Source organism: Pseudomonas fluorescens (assembly GCF_002837185.1).
In the GTDB taxonomy this organism is placed as follows: Bacteria; Pseudomonadota; Gammaproteobacteria; order Pseudomonadales; family Pseudomonadaceae; genus Aquipseudomonas; species Aquipseudomonas fluorescens_AM.
The window spans coordinates 35002-56759 of the sequence record NZ_KZ477997.1; the positions used below are offsets into that span (position 1 = coordinate 35002).

Consider the following 21758-nt stretch of genomic DNA (forward strand, 5'->3'; position numbering starts at 1 on the left):
GGGCAAGCCCCCTCCCACATTTGATCTTCAGCGTTTGACTTATTTCAGCCAGCGGACCACCGCACGCTTATCCACCAATAGGAGCAAACCCCTATGAGCGTGCCCGAACCCCAAGCCGCCCTGGAACGCCTGCACCACTGGGCACAGCTCACACCCTTGCAGGTGGCCCTGCGCCACAAACGCCAGGGCCAATGGCATGCCTGGCGCTGGATCGACGTGTTGCGTGCCGTCGAACGCGTGGCTGACGGCTTGCGCCAGCAGGGCTTCAGCGAACAGTCGCAGCTGGCGCTCAGCGGCGCATTTGAGCCAAACCTGCTGTTGCTGGCGCTGGCAGCCCAATCCGTGGGCGGGCAGGTGCTGACGCTGGCCGATGATCTGGAGCCGGCAGCCTTGGAGCAACAGCTCTGGCGTCTCCATCCCAGCCACGCCTGCGTGCAAGGTCGCCAACCCGATTGGGCATTTACCCAGCGCGTGGACTTCGCTCAACTGCTCGGCCCGGCCGCCCCGTCGCAACGCCTGCAACGCTGGTGGCAGCCCAGCGCTGAAACCGTACTGTGGAGCGAGGAGGGCACCCACTGGCAAGGCGGTCTCGCCGCGGTGCTGGAGCAATGGCTCAATAGCGGCCACGGCCTGGCGTTTCCGGAAACCCTGGCCTCGGCGCAGCGTGATCGCAGCGAAGTCGCCCCCACTGGCCTGCTGCTGTCACCCGAGCGTTTGCAGCACCTGGCCGACGAGATCGAAAGCCGCCTCGCCGCCCACGGCACCTGGCGCCGACGCCTGTGTGAATGGGCCATCGCCCATCCACAAAGCGGCCTGCGCCGGGTGCTGAAAAACCGTGTGCGCAAGCTCCTCGGTTTCCAGCGCCTGGGCTATATCTGGCAGCCGCTTAAAGCCCCCGCCGAGCCAACCTGGCTGGCCGAATTCAAACGGGACATTGCATGAGCCAGGCTATTTTGCAGGTGCGCGATATTTCGCTGTCGTTCAAAGGCGTCAAGGCGATCAATGCGCTGTCGTTCGAGGTGCAGCGCGGCGAGATCTGCGCGCTGATCGGCCCCAACGGCGCGGGCAAGAGCTCGTTGCTCAATGTGCTCAACGGTGTGTACCGTTTCGACGCCGGTGAGATTGTGTTCGACGCGCAACACCTGCACCGGATCGACCCGCTGGACGCCGCGCGCCGAGGCATCGGCCGTACGTTCCAGAACAATGCACTGTTCAAGAAAATGAGCGTGCTCGACAACGTCCTCACCGGCCTGTCGCGGCATATGCGCACCAGCCTGATCGAACAGGCCCTCGGCCTGCCCCGTGCGCGGCGTGAAGCCCAAGCGTTTGCCCTGCGCGGGCAGGGCATCCTTGAGTTTCTTGAGCTGCAAGCCCATCGCGATGTGCAGGTGGGCAACCTGTCCTACGGCCTGCAAAAGCGCGTCGAGCTGGGCCGTGCGCTGATCGCCGGGCCCAGCCTGTTGCTGCTCGACGAACCCATGGCCGGCATGAACGCGCAAGAGAAACAGGACATGGCGCGCTTCGTCGCCGACGTGAATCGCGACCTGGGCACCACCGTGGTGTTGATCGAGCACGACATGGGCGTGGTCATGGGCCTGTCCGACCATGTGGTGGTGCTCGACTACGGACGCAAAGTCGGCGACGGCACGCCGGCCCAGGTGCAGGCCAACCCCGACGTGATCGCGGCCTATCTTGGATCGGTGCATTGATGATCTTTTTCTTCGAAACCCTGCTGGGCGGCCTGCTCGCCGGCACCCTGTATTCGCTGGTCGCCATCGGCTTCGTGCTGATCTACAAAGCCAGCGGCGTGTTCAATTTCGCCCAGGGCTCGATGCTGCTGTTTGCCGCGCTGACCTTCGTCAGCCTGCACGACCAGGGCGTGCCGTTTGTCCTAGCGCTGCTGCTGACGGTGGTGGTGATGATCGTCGGCGCCTTGCTCATCGAGCGGCTGGTCTTGCGCCCGCTGGTGAACCGTTCGCAGATCACCCTGTTCATGGCCACGTTGGGCCTGTCGTTCATCATCGAAGGCCTGGCCCAGGGCTTGATGGGCTCGCAGGTACGCGCGCTGGACCTGGGCATTGATGATGTGCCGCTGTTTGTCGGCCCGCTGATGCTCAGCCAGTTCGACCTGATCGCCGCGGCGGCTGCCGTGGTGCTGGTGACCGTCCTCGCGCTGCTGTTCAACAAGACCCGTATCGGCGTATCGCTGCGCGCGGTGGCGGATGACACCACGGCGGCGCTGTCCATCGGCATCAACCTCAATCGGATCTGGCAGATCGTCTGGGCGGCGGCCGGCATCGTCGGGCTGGTCGCGGGGCTGTTGTGGGGCGCGCGCCAGGGGGTGCAGTTCTCGTTGTCGCTGGTGGTGCTCAAGGCCTTGCCGGTGTTGATCATCGGCGGCTTTACCTCGATTGGCGGGGCGATTGCTGGCGGGCTGATCGTCGGCGCCGCCGAGAACCTTGCCGAGGTGTATATCGGCCCGTTGATCGGTGGTGGTATCACGCCGTGGTTCGCCTATGTATTGGCGCTGGCCTTCCTGTATATCCGTCCCGCCGGCCTGTTCGGCGAGCGTGCCATTGAGCGAGTCTGAAAGCATGTCGATTCCCATTGTTCAAACCGCTCCGCTCTTGCTGGTACAACGCCGCGTTCCCTGGGGCTTGCTCGGTCTGCTGGCCCTGGCCTTTGTCGTGGTGCCGCTGTGGGGTAACGACTATTGGCTCAATGCGATCCTGATCCCCTTTCTGGTGCTGTCCCTGGCCGGGCTGGGCTTGAACCTGCTGACCGGCTACACCGGGCAAACGTCGGTGGGCGCGGCGGGCTTCATGGCGGTAGGTGCGTTCGCCACCTATGGTTTTTTGCTGCGCCTGCCCGAGCTGGGCTTGCCGGTGGCGCTGCTGGGCGGCGGGATTATCAGCGCCTTCGTGGGCCTGTTGTTCGGCCTGCCCAGTTCGCGGATCAAGGGCTTCTACCTGATGGTCACGACGTTGGCGGCGCAGTTCTTTCTCGAGTGGCTGTTCGTCAAATTCCCCTGGTTCTATAACTATGGCTCGTCCGGGACCATTTCCGCACCGCAGCTGACGCTGTTGGGTCACGATCTGAACACGCCGCTGGGCCGCTACTGGCTGACCCTGGTCACGGTGCTGCTGCTGACCTGGACCGCCGTCAACCTGGTGCGCAGCCAGGTCGGGCGCAACTGGATGGCGATCCGCGACATGGACACCGCCGCCGCCGTGGTCGGCATCCCGGTGGTGCGTTACAAGCGCCTGGCGTTCGCGGTCAGCTCGTTCTACTTAGGCATTGCCGGCGCGCTGTGGGCGTTCGCCTACCTGGGCACGGCCAGCGCCAGCAGCTTCGATATCAACCGCTCGTTCCAGATCCTGTTCATCATCATTATCGGTGGCATGGGCAGCATTGCCGGCAACTTCGTGGGCGCGGCCTTCATCAGTCTGCTGCCGATCCTGCTCAGCCACGCCGGGCAGGCGCTGTTCGGCGGCTCGGTCGATGCGGGGCAGTTGCAGAACCTGCAGAAAATCATTTTTGGCGTGTTGATCATCGTGTTCCTGATCAAGGAACCCGAGGGCTTGATTCGCCTGTTGCACACCCTGCGTGACCGTCTGCGGCAGTGGCCGCTGCGTTTCTAACCTTCTCAAGAGAACTTCCATGCGTGCATCCTTGAAACGTTCCCTGCTCGGCACCGCGTTCGCGCTGGCGGCCCTGGCCGGTGCTGTGCCCCAGGCCGTCGCCTCCCAGGACCAGCAATTCATTCCCCTGGCGACCTACCGTGTCGGCGCCTATGCCTCCAGCGGCGTGCAGGTGTGGGCCGGGATGATCGACTACCTGCGCTATATCAATGAAGTCGAGGGCGGCATCAACGGCGTGAAGCTGGTGTGGCAGGAATGCGAGACCGAATGGACGGCGGAGAAGGGCATCGAGTGCTACGAGCGCTTCAAGAATGGCCTGGATGGCGCGCCGGTCGCGGTGTACCAGCCTAACGGTGCACCGGCAGCCTATGCGCTGAGCGAGCGTGCCGAGGTGGACAAGATCCCGCTGATCACCCTCGGCTACGGCCGCACCGAAGCCACCGACGGTACAGTGTTCCCGTACAACTTCCCGGTGATGCTGACCTTCTATAGCGAGGCATCGACGCTGGTGAACTACATCGCCGCGCGCGAAGGCGGCTTCGACAAACTCAAGGGCAAGAAGATCGCCACGGTCTATCACGACTCGGCCTACGGTCGCGAAACCCTCGGCCCGTTGAAGTTGCTCGCCGACAAGTACGGCTTCGAGAATATCCAGATTCCGGTGGCCGACCCCGGCAACGAGCAATCGGCGCAGTGGCGCCAGGTACGCCAGGCCAATCCGGACTGGGTGTTCCTGCGCACCTGGGGCGTGTCCACCCCGGTGGCGGTGAAGACGGCGGCGCGCTTCGGCTTCCCGGTTGACCATATCATCGGCGATATCTGGGCCAGCTCCAGCGAAGACGTGCTGCCGGCCGGTGCTGCCGCCAAAGGTTATCTGGCGCTCACGCCGTACCCGGCAGGCAGCGACTTCGAGATCCACAAGCGCCTCAAGCAGGCGATCCTCGACAAGGGCCACAGCGACCTCAAGGACCTGAAGAACTTCGGCAGCGTCTACTACAACTCGGGCCTGGTGAATGCCGCCGTGGCCGTGGAGGCGATCCGCACGGCCCAGGCCAAATTTGGCAAGCGCCCGCTCAATGGCGAAGAGGGCCGCTGGGGTCTCGAGCACCTGGATATCGACGATGCACGCCTCAACGACATGGGCTACCTGGGCCTGATGCAAAACCTCAAGCTGTCGTGCCGCGACCATGAAGGCGGCGGTTCGGCGCGAGTGCAGCAGTGGGACGGTGCCAACTGGACACTGATCAGTGACTGGATCGCCGCCGACCGGGCGTTGCTGCGTCCGTTGATCGATGAAAAATCCGCCGCGTTCGCCAAAGAGAAGCACCTGACGCCGCGCACCTGCAGTGGGGATGAATAAACCATGAGCCAGCCTGCCACTGAGCCAGGGCGCTCGGCGTTGCTGACGGTCGACGATATCGAAGTGGTCTATGACGGGGCGATCCTGGCGGTGGCTGGGGTGTCGCTGAGTGTGCCCAGGGGCGCCATCGTTGCGTTGCTCGGCGCCAATGGCGCGGGCAAAAGCACCACCCTCAAGGCCATTTCCGGGCTGGTGCGGGCCGAGCGCGCCGAAGTCAGCCGTGGCCGGATCGACTACGCAGGCCTGAACCTGGCGGGCGTAGAGCCCAGCCAACGGGTACGCCAGGGCATGGTGCATGTGCTGGAAGGCCGGCATGTGTTCGGCCAGCTCACAGTGGAAGACAATCTGCGCAGCGGCGGCTTTGTGCGGCGCCTGAGCCGCAGGGAACTGGCTCAGGATCTGGAGCGCATCTACACCTGGTTCCCCAGGCTCAAGACCAAGCGCCACACCCGCGCCGGCCTGACCTCCGGTGGCGAGCAGCAAATGGTCGCCATTGGCCGGGCGTTGATGACCCGTCCGGCCCTGGTGCTGCTTGACGAGCCGTCGATGGGGTTGGCGCCGATGATCGTGCAGGAGATTTTCGCGATCATCGCGCAGCTCAACCGCGAGCAACAGGTAAGCTTTTTGATCGCCGAGCAGAATATCAATGTCGCGCTCACCTATGCGTCCCGGGGCTACGTGCTGGATACTGGGCGGGTGGTGTTGAGTGGCAGTGCTGCCGAGCTGTTGGGACGGGGTGACTTGCATGACATTTATCTGGGCAAACACTAAGGGCGAAGGTGCATGAGTGAATCGATCCGCAACGCTGATGGACTGATCATCGGCGGCGGCCTGAGCGGCACGATGCTGGCGGTGCAACTGCTGCGCCTGCCGGGCAGGCGGCGCCTGCTGGTGATCGAACCGCGTGCGCAACTGGGGCGCGGCGAGGCCTACAGTGCGGTCGAACTGGGGCACACCCTGAACGGCAATGCGGCGCGCATGAGTGTCGACCCGGACAATGCCGATGACCTGACCCAGTGGCTCACCGACTACATCGGCGCCGGCGGGTGGCCGGAGTCGGCGCAACAGCCTGTGCCCATCAGCGAACTGTTCCCGCCACGGGGCATTTTTGGTCTGTACGCGCAGCAGCGCTTGGCGCAGGCCAAAGCGCTGTCCGCATCCACCGTCGAGCATATCCGAGCAGAGGCGGTCGACGTACAAATCGACGCGGCCGGCGCCCTGTTGACCCTGGATAACGGCGAACGCCTGCGGGGCGCCTTTGCGGTATTGGCCACCGGCATGTTCCCGGCAGCGCGTACGCCGCAGACCGAATCCAGCGGCCTGAACGCGGCCGCAGTAGACCCCTGGGATGTGCAGGCCATGGCCCGGCTCGACCCGCATTCGACCGTGCTGATCATCGGCTCCGGGCTGACCATGGTGGATGCCGTGGTGTCTCTGGAGCAGGCCGGGCATCGTGGGCCGATCGAGGTGTTCTCGCGCCATGGCCTGTTGCCCCATGTGCGCCGCCAGCCGCCGGGCTGGGACGACTTTCTCGGCGCTGATCACACGCTGCGCAGCCCTCGGCAGCTGCTGCGTGAAGTGCGCCGCCAATGCCGTATTGCGCTCGCCCAGGGCGTGGATTGGCAGGCGCCGCTGGACACGGTCCGGGTGCATGTCGCAAGGTTGTGGAGCCAGGCGAGCGCACGCGAGAAACGTCAGTTCGTGCGCCATGTGCGGCCGTGGTGGGAAAGTCATCACCACCGTTCGCCGCCGTTGAGTGCGCAGTTGGTGGAACGGTTGCACGCGCAGGGGCGGCTACGGATTCACGCCGCGTCATTCAAGGGGCTGCTGCCTTCGGCCAGCGGCGTGACCATTGGCGTGCGCCATCGCGGCGAGCAGAGCCTCACCCAGGTATCCGGCGCGGCGCTGATCAACTCCAGCGGCATCGAGTACGACTGGCGCCGCGTGGCCCGGCCGTTGCCGCAACAATTGCTCAAGCGCGGGTTGGTCCAGCCTGGGCCGTTGGCGCTGGGGATTGCGGCGGACACTTCTGGCGCGGTGCTGGATGCCCAGGGCCAGGTGAGTGGGCGGCTGTTCGCCATGGGCCCGCCATTGCGCGGGATGTGGTGGGAGAGTACGGCGGTGACGGATGTGGCGATCCAGGCCAAGGCGCTGGCCGCCAGACTCACACAAATTTAAATGTGGGAGGGGGGCAGGCTCTGATCCCAGTGTAGGAGCGAGCTTGCTCGCGAAAAACTCACAGGCACCGCGTTCATTCAGGAAGCACGCGTTATCGTTGATGTTTTTCGCGAGCAAGCTCGCTCCTACAGACTGGCATCAGGGCAAGCCCCCTCCCACATTTGGATCTGCATTTATTTTGAGACTTTCACCAGTCCAGGCTTGAGGCCAAACACTTCAACGCCCTGGGGCGTCGATTGCCCGGTCGTCACCTTCACCCGTTCCACCGGCTGGTCCATCGACTCCCGATATTCAACCGTCATATCGGGCCCGATCGCCGCGCTTGGCACCACAATCGCCTGGTCATTGTTATAGGTAACGATGGTCAACCGCGCACTCATCCCCAGCCGCACCTGCTGCACCTGCTGCGGCGTGAGGCTGGGGATCGACAATGTCACCGGAAACTGCGCGCTGCCCTGGCTGTCATTGGCGATCGCCAGGCCGCTGACCACGCTCACCGAACCCGTCAGCCGCTCACCGTCGAAACCATCGCCCATCACCTCCACCGCCTGGCCCTGATGCAGTTGATTGATGTCCAGTTCGGAGACCTTGGCGACGATTTTCAAATGTTCGATATTGGCCAGGCCAAACAACACCTGACCTTGACTGACCTTGCTGCCGGCTTGTACCGGTGCGTTGTTGCTGACGCCGCTTTGGGACGCAGTGCTGTTGCCGGGTGCGGGCACGACGATGCCGGAGAAGGGCGCCTTGACCTCCTTGCCCTCGAGCAGCTTGCGCAGGGCGTCGTATTTGACCGTGGCATTGGTCAGCTCCATATCGGCGATCTGTCGGTATTCGCCCTTGCCTTGTTCCAGCGCCTGTTGCAGTTCACTGCGTGCCGCTGCCAGGTCCAGTTGCTGCTGCTGGGTCTGTTGCTGGAGGTCGTCGAGTTCGTTACGCGGGATGATGCCGCGCTTGAACAGGTTTTCGCTTTCGGTGAGCTTGCGCCGGGTATTGCCGGCGTTCATTTCTGCGGTGCGCAGGCTGCGCCGGGCGCGGCTGACGGCGGCGCTGCTGTCCCAGTCCTGCATTTCCTGCACGGTGCGCCGCGCCTTGAGCTGAGCCGAGAGGGCGTCGCGCAGTTGCACTTCGACGGTGGCCGGGTCCATGCGTAACAGTACCTGGCCGGCCTCGACGCGCTGGCCTTGCTCAACCAGGTTGGCCAGTACATTGCCGTCGAACGGTGCAGTGAGGGTGACGGTGGTGTCGGGCTCGATCTTGCCCACCAGGCCGATCTGATGCACCAACGGGTCGGGCTTCACCGCCAGCCACTGTTCGTCACCGGCGCTGGCCGGGCTCTCGGCCGGGGTGTGCAGGACCAGCCCGACGCCTGCCACCAGCAGGATCAACACAGCGCCCAGCAGGCGTTTGCGATTAGTAGTCATTGAGGGCGATTTCCCAACTTTCCAGGGTCATGCCCAGCGTCAAGTCAAGCTGGGTCTGAGCGTTCAAATAGGCGATCAGCGCATTGAGCCGCGCGTTCTCGGCGTTGCGCAGGTCAGTTTCGAAGCTCAGCACCTGGAAGTTGGTGGAGCGCCCGGCGCTGAGTTTTTCCCGTTCAATCTCGATCTTGCGCCGCGACAGGTCCACGGCGCGCTGGGCGATCTCGTACTGGCGCCAGCGGGTGCCGAGGTCGCGCACCACATCGTTGACGCTGCGCTCGAGTTCCTGGCGGGCGTCGGTGATACGGATTTCCTGGTCCTCGACATCCACCCGGGCCCTGACTTCGGCCTGGCGCGTGCTGATATCGCCGATGGGGATCTGCACCTGTACGCCGGCGTAGCTGTCCCAGCTGCGGTTATGGGTGCGGCCATTATCGCTGTCGTTTGCGTCGCGCACCTGGTTCGCGCCTGCCACCAGGTCCACTTGCCAGCGCCCCGAATCCTTGGCGATCACCAGATTGAGGTCGGCCCGCTGGCTGCCGAGCAGGGCGGCAAGGTATTCCGGTTGCTGGTTTTGCGCGAGGTTGAACGCCTGGCGCTTGTCGATTTCCATGGGCCGGGCCTCCAGCGCTTCGGTGGCGCGAATCGGTGTGGACAGGTCCAGGGCCAAGAGGCGCAACAGGGCCAGGCGACTGGTATCGAGCTGGTTCTGCGCTTCCTCCACGCCCAATTGCTGGGTGGCGATGTCGGCTTCGGTCTGCACGATCTCGAATTCGGCCATTCGCCCGGCGCTGATCAACGCCTTGTTCACCTCCAGCAAGGTGTTGGAGCGCTTGAGCGCGTCCTGCACGATCACCTGCTGCTCCTGGGCCCGCAGCAACTCGCGGTACGTGGCGATAATCTGGCTGATGGTTTGTGCCACGGTGGCCTTGAGGTTGAGACGGTTGGCCTGTTCCGCCAGGCGTGACAGGCGCAGCGGCGCGGTGGTGGCGTCCCAGCCGGCGCCACGCATCAGTGGCTGGATGATGGCCAGGTCGAGGCCGTCGCTGCGGTAACGGCCGGCACGGTCGGCGTTGTTCAACTGCTGGGTCCAGGCCATGCTCAGGCGCGTACCGTATTCGCCGAGCAGGCTGGTGGACGGCGCCAGGTTGGCGTTGCGCGCGCTGTCCTGGGAACCGCGTGTGCCACGGTAGTAGCTGTTGAGGGTGAGCTTGGGGTTGAACACATCTTCGGCGACCCGCAGGTCGAACTTCTGCGCGACTCGCTGCAGGTAGGCGCTGCGGATCGCCGGGTTGTTGCGCAGGCCCAGGTACACCGCGTCGCCCAGGGTCAAGGTGGTCACCTGGGCATTGAGCGATACGCCCCGGTCGTAGCCGCTGCGGGTAGTGCTGGGCGCCGAGGGCTTGATCACCACCTCGGCGGCCATGGCGGGCAGGCTGATCAGTGCCAGCAGCAGTAACCATCTACTCATCGCGCAAGGCCTCCACCGGCTGCAGGCGTGAGGCCGAGACCGCCGGGTAGATGCCAAAGAACAAACCCACCAGCAATGTACTGCCAACGCCCAGGGGCAGGGCGGACACCGCCAGGGAAAACGCCCAGCCCGACAGCCAGGCGTAGAGCCAGGCGGCGGTCATGCCCAGTACTGCGCCGCACACTGCGCCGACGGCAGTCAAGGTGATGGCTTCGAGCAGGAACAGGTTGCGGATATCCCGTTGCCGAGCGCCCAGGGCCATGCGAATGCCGATCTCGCGACGGCGCTCGGACACGTTCATCAGCATCACATTCATCACCCCGACACCGCCGCCCACCAGGGAAATCGCGCCGAGGGCCAGCAGCAGGTAGGCGAAGGTGCGGCTTTGGCGGGTCATGCCATCGATCATTTGCTGGGGCACTGTGATGTCGACGTTGTGCTCGGTCAGTTGTGGTTGCAACGCGGCGGCGGCGTCCCGTGCCACACGTTCCATGTCTTGCCCTGGCTGAGCTCGGATGATGACGTTGTTGATCTGCGGGTTGGCAAAGATACGCCGCATGCCCTCGGCGGGAATGAACAGCGATTCATTGGCTTGCACCGGCATCAGCATCGCGCGTGGCTGGTTGCGCAGGATGCCGATGATCAGGAACAGGTAGTCGTTGATGCGCACGCGGTCACCCGGTTTGAGTGGTTCACCGGGGGCGCCGAGGGCCTGGGCGACCTGGTCACCGATCACGGCATAGGTCTGGTTGGCATCGAAGGCCGACAGAAAACGCCCCTCACGCACCACCAGGCGCATGGCCGCCTGCACATCCGGGGTGCTGCCGACGAAGTTGGCATTGGCGGTGCGGCCATGGAACACGATGGGCCCGCTGAACAAGCTGAGCGCGCCGATGTGCGCAATGCCCGGTACGGCCTGGCGCACCGCACCCAGGTCGAGCCGGGTGCGCATCGGCACGTTGCCGCTGCCTTTGGGCGGGAACTGGACGATCAGGGTGTCGGTGCCCATGTCCTTGAAAATCATGGCGGCATCCACTGCGGCGTTATGGCCGATATTGATCAACGCGACCACCGACGAACTGCCGATCACGATACCCAGCAGCGCCAGCACCGAGCGTTTGCCCAGGGTGCGCAGGCTGATAAACGCTTCATGCAGCAGTTGGCTCAGACTCTGTTCGACCCGCAGGCTCATAGGCGCTCGGCCTCGTGCACCACGCCGTTGCACACCAGGATCTTGCGCTCCAGCCGCTCGGCGATGTGCGCATCATGGGTGACGATGATCAGCGTCACCTGTTGTTCGCGATTGAGCGCCAGAAGCAGGTCCATGATGTCCTGGGCGGTGCTGCTGTCGAGGTTGCCGGTGGGCTCGTCGGCGAGGATTACCGAGGGTTTGCCGACCAGCGCCCGCGCAATGGCGACGCGCTGGCGTTGACCACCGGAAAGGTCCGCCGGGCGGTGGTGGGCGCGCTCGGCCAGGCCGACTTGCTCAAGCATGCGCAAGGCCTGTTCCACCGATTCATGGCGGGATACGCCGCGGTAACTGAGCGGCAGCGCGACGTTGTCCAGAGCGCTGAGGCGCGGCAGCAGGTTGAAGCTCTGGAACACGAAACCGATCTGCTGGTTGCGGATCGCCGCCAGTTCATCGGGGCTGCTGTTGAAAATTTCGTGACCGGCGAAGCGATACTGGCCGCAGTTGGGCAGATCCAACAGGCCGAGGATATTGAGCAGGGTGCTTTTGCCGGAGCCGGACGCGCCGAGGATGCCGCAGCTGTCACCGCTGGCGATGGACAGGCACACGTCATTCAGAATGGACAGGTGTTGCCCGGCAAGCTGATAGCTTTTGCCGATTCCCTGCAAGGAAATCAGGTTGGGGTGCGCGGAGGGCTCTGTGATCATGACTACGCCTGCCGTCTCAATGGTGCGGTGCTACCCCGTAAAACGTTGTAACAAGTTGGGGAGCTGACAGTGCCCGTCAGAGACTCATTATTTTCTTGTTTTTAAAAAATTCTTTGAATAGTAACCGCGTTCATTGCGCTTCGCCAGCGGTGGATTTAGAGCGGTTTAAGGCGTCGCAGTGACCTTTTCAAACGCATTACTCGGTGCGCGAAAAGCCGTTGGCCACCCTCGACATCGCGGTATGCAGAGGCTTTCGATCACATGGCACCGTGTCATTACTTGCATTCGAACGAAGGCCCCGGTATAAAAAAATCAAAATATTTTTTAAAACAATATTTCCCCCGTGGAACCCTTATGGCCGCGAAGAAACTCAGCGCTCCAAACATTACCAAGACTCGACTGCTGGATGCGACAGAGGCTCTCTTTATTAAGTACGGATATGACGCTGTTTTATTACGGCAGATTACCGAGCGTGCCCAGGTGAACCTGGCCGCGGTGAATTATCACTTCGGGGACAAGGATTCCCTGATGAAAACCCTGCTGATGCAGCGCCTCGAGCCGCTCAATGAGCAACGCCTGGAGTTGCTGGCGCGTTGTGAAGCCGAAGCCGACGGCCCGCTCGACTGCGACACGCTGCTGGGTGTGCTGTTCGCCCCCGCCATGGGGATGGAGCGCAGCGATCCCGCCAGCGGGGAAGGGCGTTCATTCATTCGCTTCCTGGGCCGGGTCTATAGCGACACCTCGCCCTTCATCCAGGAATACCTCAAGGTCCATTACCAGCCGGTGTTCCAACGTTTCTTCGAAGCGTTTGCCCTGGCGCTGCCGGATCTGCCGCGCAAAGAATTGGGTGTGCGCCTGCAATTTGCCCTCAAGGCGATTTCCGGGGTGATGGCCGGCACCGAATTGCGCCTGCTGATGAACTCCATGAGCCTGGGCCGCCCGGCCACGGACGCCGAGGTGATGGCCAAGCTGATTACCCTGGTGTCGGCGGCGATTCGGGTACCGCAACAAAGCGCCGAGGCCGAGGTAGCGTTGGCTAAAGTGCTGCAGACCCAGCGGGCGATTCGCGAGCAGGCGAATGCCCCCGCCGCCACCGTTGCGCGCTAGGCCAAATCCAGGGCAAAAAAAAGCCCGCTGGGGCGGCGGGCTTGATATGCAACGTTTGTAACGGATGAGGCTTCACACTACGTCTCGGCTTGTGAATAAAACGTGAAAAATATGTAAGAGAAAGTGTGAAAGTGCGTTGGCACCCTTTAAAAAATGGCAGCCGGCATGGCGATGCCATTGGTCGCTACTGTCAACTCTCACAGCTAGACGTTCGATATGGGCAAGTGTCTCCTGTTTCCAGGCGCGTGTGCTGGCTGCACGCTGATCAATCTGGAGGCTTCTCATGTCTGCCACCCCCCTTGTTCCACGCCCCTTGCCTGTATTGGTAGCGCCGGCCCAGCCGAAAGAGTCTCCCACTCAGCCGGGGGTCATGATCCTCGAAAACCTGGAGCCACCCTTCACCTCGCCCCGACAGGTCGTGCCGGTGCAAAACGCTGCATACGGGCTGGGCATACGCCATATCGAAGATGGCTTGCACTATATTTTCAGTCGCTGGGATGATCCCGTACTGGGTGAGGTCTCGGTCGCGGATGTTTACTCGATAAGAATGAACGGCATCATATTGGCCGAAGATACTGTTGACGTCACGACCGTGAACAACGACCAGTTTTACCTGACCATTCCCCGGCAGTTCTTGCAGTTGGGCTTTATCCCAAACGTATATGGCGAGGTCCGCAAGCGCGGGTCATCCACGCCTCGGACGTCTGTCCCGCAAGTCGTGTTCATCAAGGACACACGTCCAGGCGCAGAAGACGAAATGCCCGGTGATGGTTGGCATTCCGAGCTGGTGTTGACGCTTTCGCACACCGCCATTGATAGCACGGTGGTGGACAATGTGACGGCCACCATCAAGGCCTGGAAGAACATGCGCGTCAACGACAGTGTGCGGCTGTTCTTCGGGGAGCATCTTTATCCCCTCGCGCCAGTGACCGAGAGCCAGGTGGGAAGTGACGTGCAGTTTCGGATCGACCCGCAGTTTTTGAACGCGCTCGACAATGGCCAGTACGTCGTGCAGTTCTACGTGCTGGACGAAGTGCAGAATATTTCCGGTTCGCTGGAACACAAGTCCAGGCCGCTGCTGGTGCAAGTCGACCTGGAGGATATTGAGCCGCTTGCGCCACCTGAAATTGTCGAGGCCGACGCCGCCAGCCTGACACTGGATGCCGATGCGCTGGGCCGAAGCCCGGCGACGGCCTCGGTATTCGTTGCCCGCAATGACCCGAACTTCCAGACCGGTGATGTCATTCGCTTGACGGTGCGAGGCACCACCCCCGGCGGCGAATTCATGACTGAATCGCTTCAACAGGACATGATCCGTGGGTACAACGACTTTCCCATTAGAAACGAACGGGTGCGGTCCCTCATTCAAAGCTCGTTGACCGTCTATTACGAGCGCGTAAGAGCTGGCGTGGCGCCGTTGCGGTCAAAGAAATTGACCGTCAACGTAATCGGCCGTCGCTACGAATTGCCCAAACCCATCGTCAGAGAGGCCTTTGGTCCCTTCATCGCGCCAGACCATGCGCGTATTACCGCGCAGATGCCGGATTACCAGCCACCCGGCGATCCGGGCGACGGCCTTAAAGTCCAAATTGAGGGGCAACGCATGGACGGTACGGTGGAACGCGTGTCGTCTACGCGGCTTGCCGGCACCCATGTACGCACTCGCGATTTCGCCAACGCCGAATACAGTAAGTTCGAGGGTCTGGGCAATACGAATGTGCACTATGAGGTTTCCGGCGCCAACGACGTACGCGAGTCGGAGCGCTTGTACGTGCAGATCGGGCGAGCCGCGCTTGATTTGCCTGCGCCGATCATCCACGAGGCAGTCAACGGCAATGTCGACCCCGCTACGGTGGGCAGTGTCGGCACTCTCGAGTTACGCACCGAGTTCAAACAGGGCGATATCATCATCGTCAAATACACGGGCTCCTCGAGTGGCGTAGTACAGTTCCAATACACCCTGGGCGCGCCACCGCCCAATCCGTTGTTGCTGGATATTCCCCTGCAGTTGTTTCTGGGTAACCTGGACGGCACGCTGACGGTCAGTTACCTGCGTGATCGTTTTGGCGCCGTTCAGTATTCCGAGGACCTGCTGGTGACGATTGGCACGGCCCTGGGTGAGCTGTTTGCGCCCCAGGTTCTGGAGGCGACCACCGACCCTGACGAGCTTGATCCCGCGCGGTGCTGGCCAAACGGTGCGACGGTGCGGGTGCGGTACGACCAGATCAAGCGCATGGACAAGGTTGTGATGCATTGTGAGGGCTTGCCCGAAGAAGGCACTCACTCGCAGTCCAAAGACAACCAGGCCGGCGACTTTATCGATTTCACCGTCCCAACCCAGGTGATCGGTTTCAACCTCCACCCTTTGGGACGCACCATCAAGGTGTTCTTTGAGGTGGTCCGCAACGGTTTTGCAACCGACTCGCCGGTCCTGGAGGTGCGCCTGTTGCCGCCGCGTCATCTGGCTGGGCCGGTAATCGACAGCATTGGTGACAGTGCGGTCCTGGAGGTTCCGTTGCTTCAGGACTTCGATGAAACACGCGTGCCTGCCTGGCCGTATGCCTTCCTGGGGCAGCGTATGTGGTTTAACTATGAAGGTGTGCGCAGCAACGGCGCGCCCTATCTCAACGAAGTGTATCGAGGGCGCGACGTTAATGCCGACGAGGTTCTTAACGGCATTGCCAGTGACACACCGGTCCTGGCCTTGCGCAATTTGCAGGAGGGGTCTGATCTGACGATCAGCTTCTGGGTGACCTTCAATCGCACCGGCAAATTTGAAGACGCTGTGCTGTTTGATGTCCGCCACCACAGGATTCAACGGCAACAGCACATCTTCCCGCACCCTGGCATCAAGGATTCCATACCAGCCACCGGGCCGGTTGTATCGATCGATCCGCTGACGGTTGAGAACAAATGCCAAGTCAACGTCAGTTATCCCGGTATGAATAAGGGCGGTACCGACAGTGTGATCCTGCGTTGGATCCATGCGGACGGAACGCAGTTCTACCTCGGCCCTCAAGACGGGCTGGACGGCGGTACGGTCACGTTCAATATCAATAATCTGATCCTGGGCAGCAGCGTCAACAGTATCGTGAGCCTGCAATATTCCGTCGTACTGGCAAGCGGTGGCGAGGGTTCTTCCGAAGTGCAGAGGGTCATGGTTGGCAGCCTTGCGCCCGACGATTTGCCGCGCGTACTGATCAATTACATCCCTCACGGCGCCAGCATCAATCCGCCCGCATTGACCGGCGATGCGCTGGCCGGCTCGCCCAAATGGCGCCTGAGTGTGGAAAACCAGCACGTCTGGTCGACAATCACCACCGACAGCCCAGGGGTCGTGCCGTTGGTGTTGCTGCAAAACCATCCCATCAATGCGATAGAGCAAGCCAACGGGTTGGCGAACGTGCCGGTATCCCGTGATTGGCTGCAGAGCCTGCCGGACGGCGCTCGAATCACAGTCAGCACCAAGGTCAACTATCAGCCCGGCATCAAAGATGAGTTTGCGGCGGTGAGCTTTCCAGACACGGAGTACACCATCAGTCTCACCTCGCCATTGGTGATCGACCAAACGTATGTTTATCTCGATGCAACCACCTACATACTGCCGGATTATCCCACCATCCTGCCGAACTTCGATGCGGGCAATTCGGTTCGAATCAATGCCTCAGGAGGGACCCCGCCGTATCGGTACTCAAGCAGCAATAGTGCGGTGGCGGTCGTTGACTCGAGCGGCTTTGTTTCATTGCGAGGCAACGGTGAATGCGTGATAACGGTTTCTGACAGTGCTTCGCCGCCCCAGACGAGAAATTGCACGGTCAGTGGCTACGAGGTCTGGCACGTCTATGGCCTGGGAGGAGGGACATTGAGTGACATCCGCTCAAGCGCCGTGAGTCGAGGCCTGACCTCGGTCTATATCGACGAGCTGTATGCAATCAGGGCTGCCTATGGCAACCGTTGGCCGATGGGGAATGCCGATTATTGGTCGATTTCACTCTCCCACAAAGACATCTACGGCTTCAGTTGGTATTACGGGATGAACCTGGCCACTGGCGCGCAGACTGTGCTGCAGGATAATGTGTTTACCAAACCACTCGGCATCGGCGTTATCCGCAGGTAAAGCCAAGGCTGTGCCGTCAAGGGAAGGCCGTCATGCGTCTGCGCAGACGGTCCTTCCTCACCTAGATGTTCCAGCGTCTGGATGACTGGGCCAACCGCTGGCGCAGCGCATCCACGTTGGTTGCCAATTGCAATGTCAGCAGCCGATACCCGTCCAATGCGTTGTACACCGGCGCCTGCATTTCTGTTTCACCTGTCATGGGTGGCGCCTCTCGCTCCAATCGCTCCGTCACTCCCGATTTCAACGCCCGCGCCATCCCCACCAACTGCACGCGAATTTGCCGGTGCTCGGCCTTCAGCATCAGTTGCATTCGCGCTGTCGCCTGCTCATCGCGAGGGTCCGGCCGGGTATTGCCGAGAATCTCCAGGGTGCTCATACACAGGCGCAAATGCCGCTGAAGGGTGTCCAGTTCAGTCATGGAAATGCGCACTTCCTTGGACACCGACGGCATCAGCGAGCGCAGTTGCAGCATCGCCGCGTTCAAGCGGTTGAGCAGCTTGAAGTGCTCATCGTCGGTGACTGATTGGCCATTGATGATGCGGCTGTAGATCGCCGCACAATCGCGCAGGGCGCTGGCCAGGTTGTAGCGCCACGAGTACACCGCGTACAGCGGCAGGGCGAAGGAAAACGCCAGCGCCAGTGCGATGCCGATCAGGATATCGACGGTGCGCCACAGGCCGTCCGAGATCGGGTTGTCGCCGTGCCCGGCGACGATAAACACCGTGATCGCCGACAGCAGCGCGATATAGCCGCCCTTGCCGATGGCATGGTAGGAAAAGAACCCGCACACCGCTGACATCAGCAGGTAAGTCAGGAATGGCTGGCCGAAGTAGGCTTGTTGCACCACCAGCAGCAAACCGACGCTGGCGCCGATCAGCGTACCGTACGCGCGCTCCACGGCCTTCTTGCCGATATTGCCGTGGTGCTGCAGGCCGCCGATCACGATCAGCATGGTCACCGACGCCCACTCGCCATGCGGCAGGTTGAGGCCGCTGGTCAGCAGGATCGTCGCCAATAGGCCGATGGACACGCGCACGGCGTGGATCAGCTTGGCGTGGCGATAGCGCCGGTACGGGTCGAGCAGGGGGCGCAACAGGCGCCGGGCGAAAAGGGGCAGGTTCATCGGTATTGAAGGGGCCTCATTAGTCAGGGCAAACCGATCCAATGTGAGAGGGGGCTTGCCCTAATGTCAGTCAGTCAAGCGTACACCGCTGTCTGTAGGAGCGAGCTTGCTCGCGAGAAACTCACAGGCACCGCGTTCATTCAGAAAGCACGCGTTATCGTTGAGGTTTTTCGCGAGCAAGAGCTAGGCGCCCCCCTCGCTCCTACAATAAGCCTTAACTGACTGGCATCAGGGCAAGCCCCCTCCCACCTATTTTGACCGAGGTGATCTTAGAAGATGTAGTCGGTGCTGATGAAGCTCGAGTCACGGTTGCGCAGGATCTCGCTGAGCAACGCCTTGTTGCTCTCCTGGAACTTGGTCGCCACCAGGGTGCGGATCGAGAACACGCGCAGCGCGTCATGTACCGACAACGTACCCTCGGCCGAGTTCTTGCGCCCGTTGAAGGGGAAGGTGTCCGGCCCGCGCTGGCACTGGGCGTTGATGTTGATCCGGCCGACCTGGTTGGCGAAGGTATCCACCAGTCGACCGACCTCAACCGCGTTGGTGCCGAACAGGCTCAATTGCTGGCCGAAGTCCGAGTCCAGTACGTAGTCGATCACCGTCTCCAGGTCACGGTAGGGCACGATCGGCACCACGGGGCCGAATTGTTCTTCGTGGTACACGCGCATCTGCGGGTTCACCGGGTACAGCACTGCCGGATAGAAGAATGACCCACGGCTTGCACCGCCGTTGGCATTCACCACCCGGGCGCCGTGCTGCGCGGCATCGGCCACCAGGTCATTGAGGTAATCCACCTTGCCCACTTCCGGCAGCGGGGTCAGCGCCACGCCGTCATCCCAGGGCATGCCGGGCTTGAGCGTCGCCAGCCTGGCGTTGAATTTTTCGATAAAGCTGTCGACCACGTCCTCATGCACAAACAGGATCTTCAGGGCAGTGCAGCGCTGGCCGTTGAACGACAGCGAGCCGGTGAGCGCTTCGCTGACCGCATTGTCGAGATCGACCTCGGGCAGCACGATGCCCGGGTTTTTCGCATCCAGGCCCAATGCGGCGCGCAGACGGTGGGGTTTTGGATGCAGTTTTTTCAGGTCGCTGGCGGCCTTGTTGGTGCCGATGAACGCAAAGATGTCGATCTTGCCGCTGGCCATCAGCGCGCTCACGGTTTCGCGGCCGCTGCCATAGATCACGTTGATCACCCCGGCCGGGAAGCTGTCGCGGAACGCCTCCAGCAACGGGCGGATCAACAGCACGCCGAGCTTGGCCGGCTTGAATACCACGGTATTGCCCATGATCAGCGCCGGGATCAGCGTGGTGAACGTTTCGTTCAGCGGGTAGTTGTAAGGTCCCATGCACAGCGCCACGCCCAGGGGCACGCGGCGGATTTGCCCAAGGGTGTCCTGCTCCAGCTCGAAGCGGCTGCTGCGGCGGTCGAGCTCCTTGAGGGCATTGATGGTGTCGGTGATGTAGTCGCAGGTGCGGTCGAACTCTTTCTGTGAGTCCTTGAGGTTCTTGCCGATCTCCCACATCAACAGCTTGACCACCGCGTCGCGCTGTTCGCGCATGCGCCGCAGGAAGGCTTCCACGTGTTGGATGCGCTCGGCCACGCGCAGGGTCGGCCACTCTCCCTGGCCCCGGTCATAGGCGCGCACGGCGGCGTCGAGGGCGCTGAGGGCGGTTTCGGCGTCCAGCAGCGGCGTGCTGCCGATGTGCACGCGTTCGTCGCCCAGTTGCACAGGGCTTTGCACGCGCGCCAGCGGGCCATTCCACACCCGCAACTGGCCATCGACCAGGTAATCACGCTGTTCAATCGGCGCCGCCAAGCGAAATTGTTCGGGAATCTCTGCGGTGGAGGCAGGAAACAGCTGGGTGAGCAGGTTGCTGGTGGTCATGTCGCTACCCCTGGAATAGTTGCAAATCATGACTAGAGAGTCACCCATACAAGGGCTCTGTGGCAAGGCTTGCGCGCTTTCTCCTGCGCATTCAGGGTGCTTCGGGATAAACTGCGCGGCTTTCTTGAAGGAGTTCACATGAGTCAGTACCAGCCGGGCATTCTTGCCGCACCAGTGCCGTTGCAGGCACGCCATCTGTTTTTTGCCCTCGAGTCCCAGGATGCCTTGCCTGCTGCGCTGGACGCGCTGGTGCAGTTGACGGATTCGGCGGCGGTGGTCGGTTTCGGTAAGCCTCTGGTAAGCGCGCTGGGCGCAGGCATCGAAGGGCTGCGCAGCTTCCCGGCCATCAGCGGCCCGGGTGCGCACAACCCGTCCACTCAGCAGGCTCTGTGGGTATGGTTGCATGGCGTGGACCGTGGTGAATTGCTGTTGCGCAGCCGCGCGTTCGAAAAAGCCCTGGCGCCGGCGTTGCGTCTGGTACAGATGACCGAAGGCTTTCGCTACAAGACCGGTTTCGACTTGACCGACTATGAAGACGGCACCGAGAACCCTCACGACGATGCGGCCGTGGAAGCGGCCTTCACAGACAGCGGCGCCAGCTTCGCCGCCATCCAGCAGTGGCAGCACGACCTCGACGGTTTCGCTGCGCTACCGGCCCAGGAGCGCGACCACATCATCGGCCGCCGCCATGGCGACAACGAAGAGCTCGACGACGCCCCCGACTCGGCCCATACCAAGCGCACCGCGCAGGAAAGCTTCACCCCGCAGGCGTTCGTGGTACGTCGTTCGATGCCATGGGCCGAGAACGGCCAGGCGGGGCTGATGTTTCTCGCCTTCGGCCATTCCTTCGACGCATTCGAAGCGCAACTGCGCCGTATGAGTGGACTGGAAGACGGGATTGTCGATGGTTTATATCGCATCAGCACACCGTTGACCGGTGGCTATTATTGGTGTCCGCCTTTGAAAGAAGGGTATCTGGACCTCAGCGCGATCACACCGGCAATGCCGCTCTGACGGTGCCTGCCCGCCCCACGGGCACCCTGGAACTGAGCTGAGACCGCTGGCCACTTAACAGCGACCTCAGCAAACTTCCAGGAGAACCCAATCATGATGATCTCACGCATTTCCGTGAATGTTTCACCGCCACAGCCGGCCCCCAACGATTACTCGAAAATGTCGGACTCGGGTCTGGCCAAGGCATTTGGCGACAACTTCCAGGCGTTCAAGCACCCGACGACCCCGAATGCAACCACGGATAAAATCCGTGAAGTGGCGGGACGTTCGCTGACCGGCGACGCGCACAAAGATAATGAAACCCAACTGGCCCGCGAAGTGCTCAAGCGTGACAACGTCTTGAAAGCGCTGGATTCAGTGGATGACAACGGCAAGCGCGACGGCGTGATCGGCCCCTGGAATCCGAAGATGGCGGCTGATCAGTTAGCCTGTAATTGCCGCACGAACCCGCCCAGTACCACGCTTCAAATCACCTATTGAGCCGGGCCTGGCCAGCCCTTGGCAACATGAAAACAATGACAGCCAGGCGAACGAACGCTGAAAA

At 62.0% G+C, this 21758-nt stretch carries 17 protein-coding genes; 11 read left to right on the plus strand and 6 right to left on the minus strand.

Going from position 1 to position 21758, the window contains the following annotated elements; translation table 11 throughout:
• Window positions 1–93 precede the first annotated feature (93 nt).
• Genes CIB54_RS14140 through CIB54_RS14170 form a run of 7 tightly spaced genes read left to right on the plus strand, consistent with a single transcriptional unit; the run spans window position 94 to window position 7179 of the window.
• Window positions 94–942: an AMP-binding protein gene (locus tag CIB54_RS14140; protein WP_101220101.1), complete on the plus strand. Its 849-nt coding sequence runs from the start codon at window positions 94–96 to the stop codon at window positions 940–942.
• Entirely contained in the window at window positions 939–1709 is a 771-nt protein-coding gene (locus CIB54_RS14145; protein WP_101220102.1) for an ABC transporter ATP-binding protein, read from the plus strand. Before CIB54_RS14140 ends, CIB54_RS14145 begins: the two co-directional genes overlap by 4 nt.
• Window positions 1709–2590, plus strand: coding sequence for a branched-chain amino acid ABC transporter permease (locus tag CIB54_RS14150; RefSeq protein WP_101220103.1), 882 nt, complete (start codon window positions 1709–1711; stop codon window positions 2588–2590). The genes CIB54_RS14145 and CIB54_RS14150 overlap by 1 nt, the downstream gene beginning before the upstream one ends.
• A gap of 4 nt (window positions 2591–2594) precedes the next feature.
• Window positions 2595–3641, plus strand: a complete 1047-nt coding sequence (locus CIB54_RS14155) for a branched-chain amino acid ABC transporter permease (RefSeq protein WP_101220104.1) — start codon at window positions 2595–2597, stop codon at window positions 3639–3641.
• Window positions 3642–3660: 19 nt separating this feature from the next.
• Entirely contained in the window at window positions 3661–5001 is a 1341-nt protein-coding gene (locus tag CIB54_RS14160; protein ID WP_101220105.1) for an ABC transporter substrate-binding protein, read from the plus strand.
• A 3-nt stretch (window positions 5002–5004) separates the two neighbouring features.
• Window positions 5005–5772 (plus strand): ABC transporter ATP-binding protein, encoded by a 768-nt coding sequence (locus CIB54_RS14165; protein WP_101220106.1) that lies wholly within the window; start codon window positions 5005–5007, stop codon window positions 5770–5772.
• A 12-nt stretch (window positions 5773–5784) separates the two neighbouring features.
• Complete coding sequence (locus CIB54_RS14170; protein WP_101220107.1) at window positions 5785–7179, plus strand: FAD/NAD(P)-binding protein; 1395 nt, start codon at window positions 5785–5787, stop codon at window positions 7177–7179.
• 173 nt (window positions 7180–7352) lie between these two features.
• On the opposite strand, the gene CIB54_RS14175 is transcribed toward CIB54_RS14170, so the two are convergent.
• From CIB54_RS14175 to CIB54_RS14190, 4 genes are read right to left on the minus strand one after another with little or no spacing between them, the layout of a single operon-like run.
• A complete protein-coding gene (locus CIB54_RS14175) occupies window positions 7353–8603 on the minus strand; it encodes an efflux RND transporter periplasmic adaptor subunit (RefSeq protein ID WP_101220108.1) in 1251 nt (416 codons plus the stop codon).
• Entirely contained in the window at window positions 8593–10071 is a 1479-nt protein-coding gene (locus tag CIB54_RS14180; protein ID WP_101220109.1) for a TolC family protein, read from the minus strand. Before CIB54_RS14180 ends, CIB54_RS14175 begins: the two co-directional genes overlap by 11 nt.
• Window positions 10064–11263: an ABC transporter permease gene (locus CIB54_RS14185; RefSeq protein ID WP_101220110.1), complete on the minus strand. Its 1200-nt coding sequence runs from the start codon at window positions 11261–11263 to the stop codon at window positions 10064–10066. Before CIB54_RS14185 ends, CIB54_RS14180 begins: the two co-directional genes overlap by 8 nt.
• A complete protein-coding gene (locus CIB54_RS14190; protein WP_101220111.1) occupies window positions 11260–11967 on the minus strand; it encodes an ABC transporter ATP-binding protein in 708 nt (235 codons plus the stop codon). Before CIB54_RS14190 ends, CIB54_RS14185 begins: the two co-directional genes overlap by 4 nt.
• A gap of 354 nt (window positions 11968–12321) precedes the next feature.
• Here CIB54_RS14190 and CIB54_RS14195 point away from each other — a divergent pair, with 354 nt between their 5' ends.
• Together CIB54_RS14195 and CIB54_RS14200 are read left to right on the plus strand one after the other, a co-directional pair.
• Window positions 12322–13074 carry a TetR/AcrR family transcriptional regulator gene (locus tag CIB54_RS14195; protein WP_101220112.1) on the plus strand — a complete coding sequence of 251 codons (753 nt, stop codon included), beginning with the start codon at window positions 12322–12324 and terminating at the stop codon, window positions 13072–13074.
• A gap of 283 nt (window positions 13075–13357) precedes the next feature.
• Window positions 13358–17191: an Ig-like domain-containing protein gene (locus tag CIB54_RS14200; protein ID WP_232790549.1), complete on the plus strand. Its 3834-nt coding sequence runs from the start codon at window positions 13358–13360 to the stop codon at window positions 17189–17191.
• Between the two features lie 61 nt (window positions 17192–17252).
• On the opposite strand, the gene CIB54_RS14205 is transcribed toward CIB54_RS14200, so the two are convergent.
• Both CIB54_RS14205 and CIB54_RS14210 read right to left on the minus strand, forming a co-directional pair.
• Window positions 17253–18314: an FUSC family protein gene (locus tag CIB54_RS14205; protein WP_065953122.1), complete on the minus strand. Its 1062-nt coding sequence runs from the start codon at window positions 18312–18314 to the stop codon at window positions 17253–17255.
• Window positions 18315–18583: 269 nt separating this feature from the next.
• Window positions 18584–20200, minus strand: coding sequence for an NADP-dependent glyceraldehyde-3-phosphate dehydrogenase (locus CIB54_RS14210; protein WP_101220114.1), 1617 nt, complete (start codon window positions 20198–20200; stop codon window positions 18584–18586).
• A gap of 138 nt (window positions 20201–20338) precedes the next feature.
• Between CIB54_RS14210 and CIB54_RS14215 the strand changes: the two genes are divergently transcribed.
• Both CIB54_RS14215 and CIB54_RS14220 read left to right on the plus strand, forming a co-directional pair.
• The gene (locus CIB54_RS14215; RefSeq protein WP_065953124.1) at window positions 20339–21214 is read left to right on the plus strand and encodes a Dyp-type peroxidase; all 876 of its coding nucleotides are present in this window, start codon (window positions 20339–20341) and stop codon (window positions 21212–21214) included.
• Window positions 21215–21307: 93 nt separating this feature from the next.
• Entirely contained in the window at window positions 21308–21694 is a 387-nt protein-coding gene (locus CIB54_RS14220; protein ID WP_065953125.1) for a hypothetical protein, read from the plus strand.
• Window positions 21695–21758: the final 64 nt, after the last annotated feature.

Coding starts and splice junctions, on each gene's coding strand:
- CIB54_RS14205 (WP_065953122.1), bottom strand. CDS start 18,314: ATGAACCTGCCCCTTTTCGCCCGGCGCCTGTTGCGCCCCCTGCTCGAC.
- CIB54_RS14220 (WP_065953125.1), top strand. CDS start 21,308: ATGATGATCTCACGCATTTCCGTGAATGTTTCACCGCCACAGCCGGCC.
- CIB54_RS14200 (WP_232790549.1), top strand. CDS start 13,358: ATGTCTGCCACCCCCCTTGTTCCACGCCCCTTGCCTGTATTGGTAGCG.
- CIB54_RS14175 (WP_101220108.1), bottom strand. CDS start 8,603: ATGACTACTAATCGCAAACGCCTGCTGGGCGCTGTGTTGATCCTGCTG.
- CIB54_RS14210 (WP_101220114.1), bottom strand. CDS start 20,200: ATGACCACCAGCAACCTGCTCACCCAGCTGTTTCCTGCCTCCACCGCA.
- CIB54_RS14170 (WP_101220107.1), top strand. CDS start 5,785: ATGAGTGAATCGATCCGCAACGCTGATGGACTGATCATCGGCGGCGGC.
- CIB54_RS14180 (WP_101220109.1), bottom strand. CDS start 10,071: ATGAGTAGATGGTTACTGCTGCTGGCACTGATCAGCCTGCCCGCCATG.
- CIB54_RS14145 (WP_101220102.1), top strand. CDS start 939: ATGAGCCAGGCTATTTTGCAGGTGCGCGATATTTCGCTGTCGTTCAAA.
- CIB54_RS14140 (WP_101220101.1), top strand. CDS start 94: ATGAGCGTGCCCGAACCCCAAGCCGCCCTGGAACGCCTGCACCACTGG.
- CIB54_RS14160 (WP_101220105.1), top strand. CDS start 3,661: ATGCGTGCATCCTTGAAACGTTCCCTGCTCGGCACCGCGTTCGCGCTG.
- CIB54_RS14185 (WP_101220110.1), bottom strand. CDS start 11,263: ATGAGCCTGCGGGTCGAACAGAGTCTGAGCCAACTGCTGCATGAAGCG.
- CIB54_RS14165 (WP_101220106.1), top strand. CDS start 5,005: ATGAGCCAGCCTGCCACTGAGCCAGGGCGCTCGGCGTTGCTGACGGTC.
- CIB54_RS14195 (WP_101220112.1), top strand. CDS start 12,322: ATGGCCGCGAAGAAACTCAGCGCTCCAAACATTACCAAGACTCGACTG.
- CIB54_RS14150 (WP_101220103.1), top strand. CDS start 1,709: ATGATCTTTTTCTTCGAAACCCTGCTGGGCGGCCTGCTCGCCGGCACC.
- CIB54_RS14155 (WP_101220104.1), top strand. CDS start 2,595: ATGTCGATTCCCATTGTTCAAACCGCTCCGCTCTTGCTGGTACAACGC.
- CIB54_RS14190 (WP_101220111.1), bottom strand. CDS start 11,967: ATGATCACAGAGCCCTCCGCGCACCCCAACCTGATTTCCTTGCAGGGA.
- CIB54_RS14215 (WP_065953124.1), top strand. CDS start 20,339: ATGAGTCAGTACCAGCCGGGCATTCTTGCCGCACCAGTGCCGTTGCAG.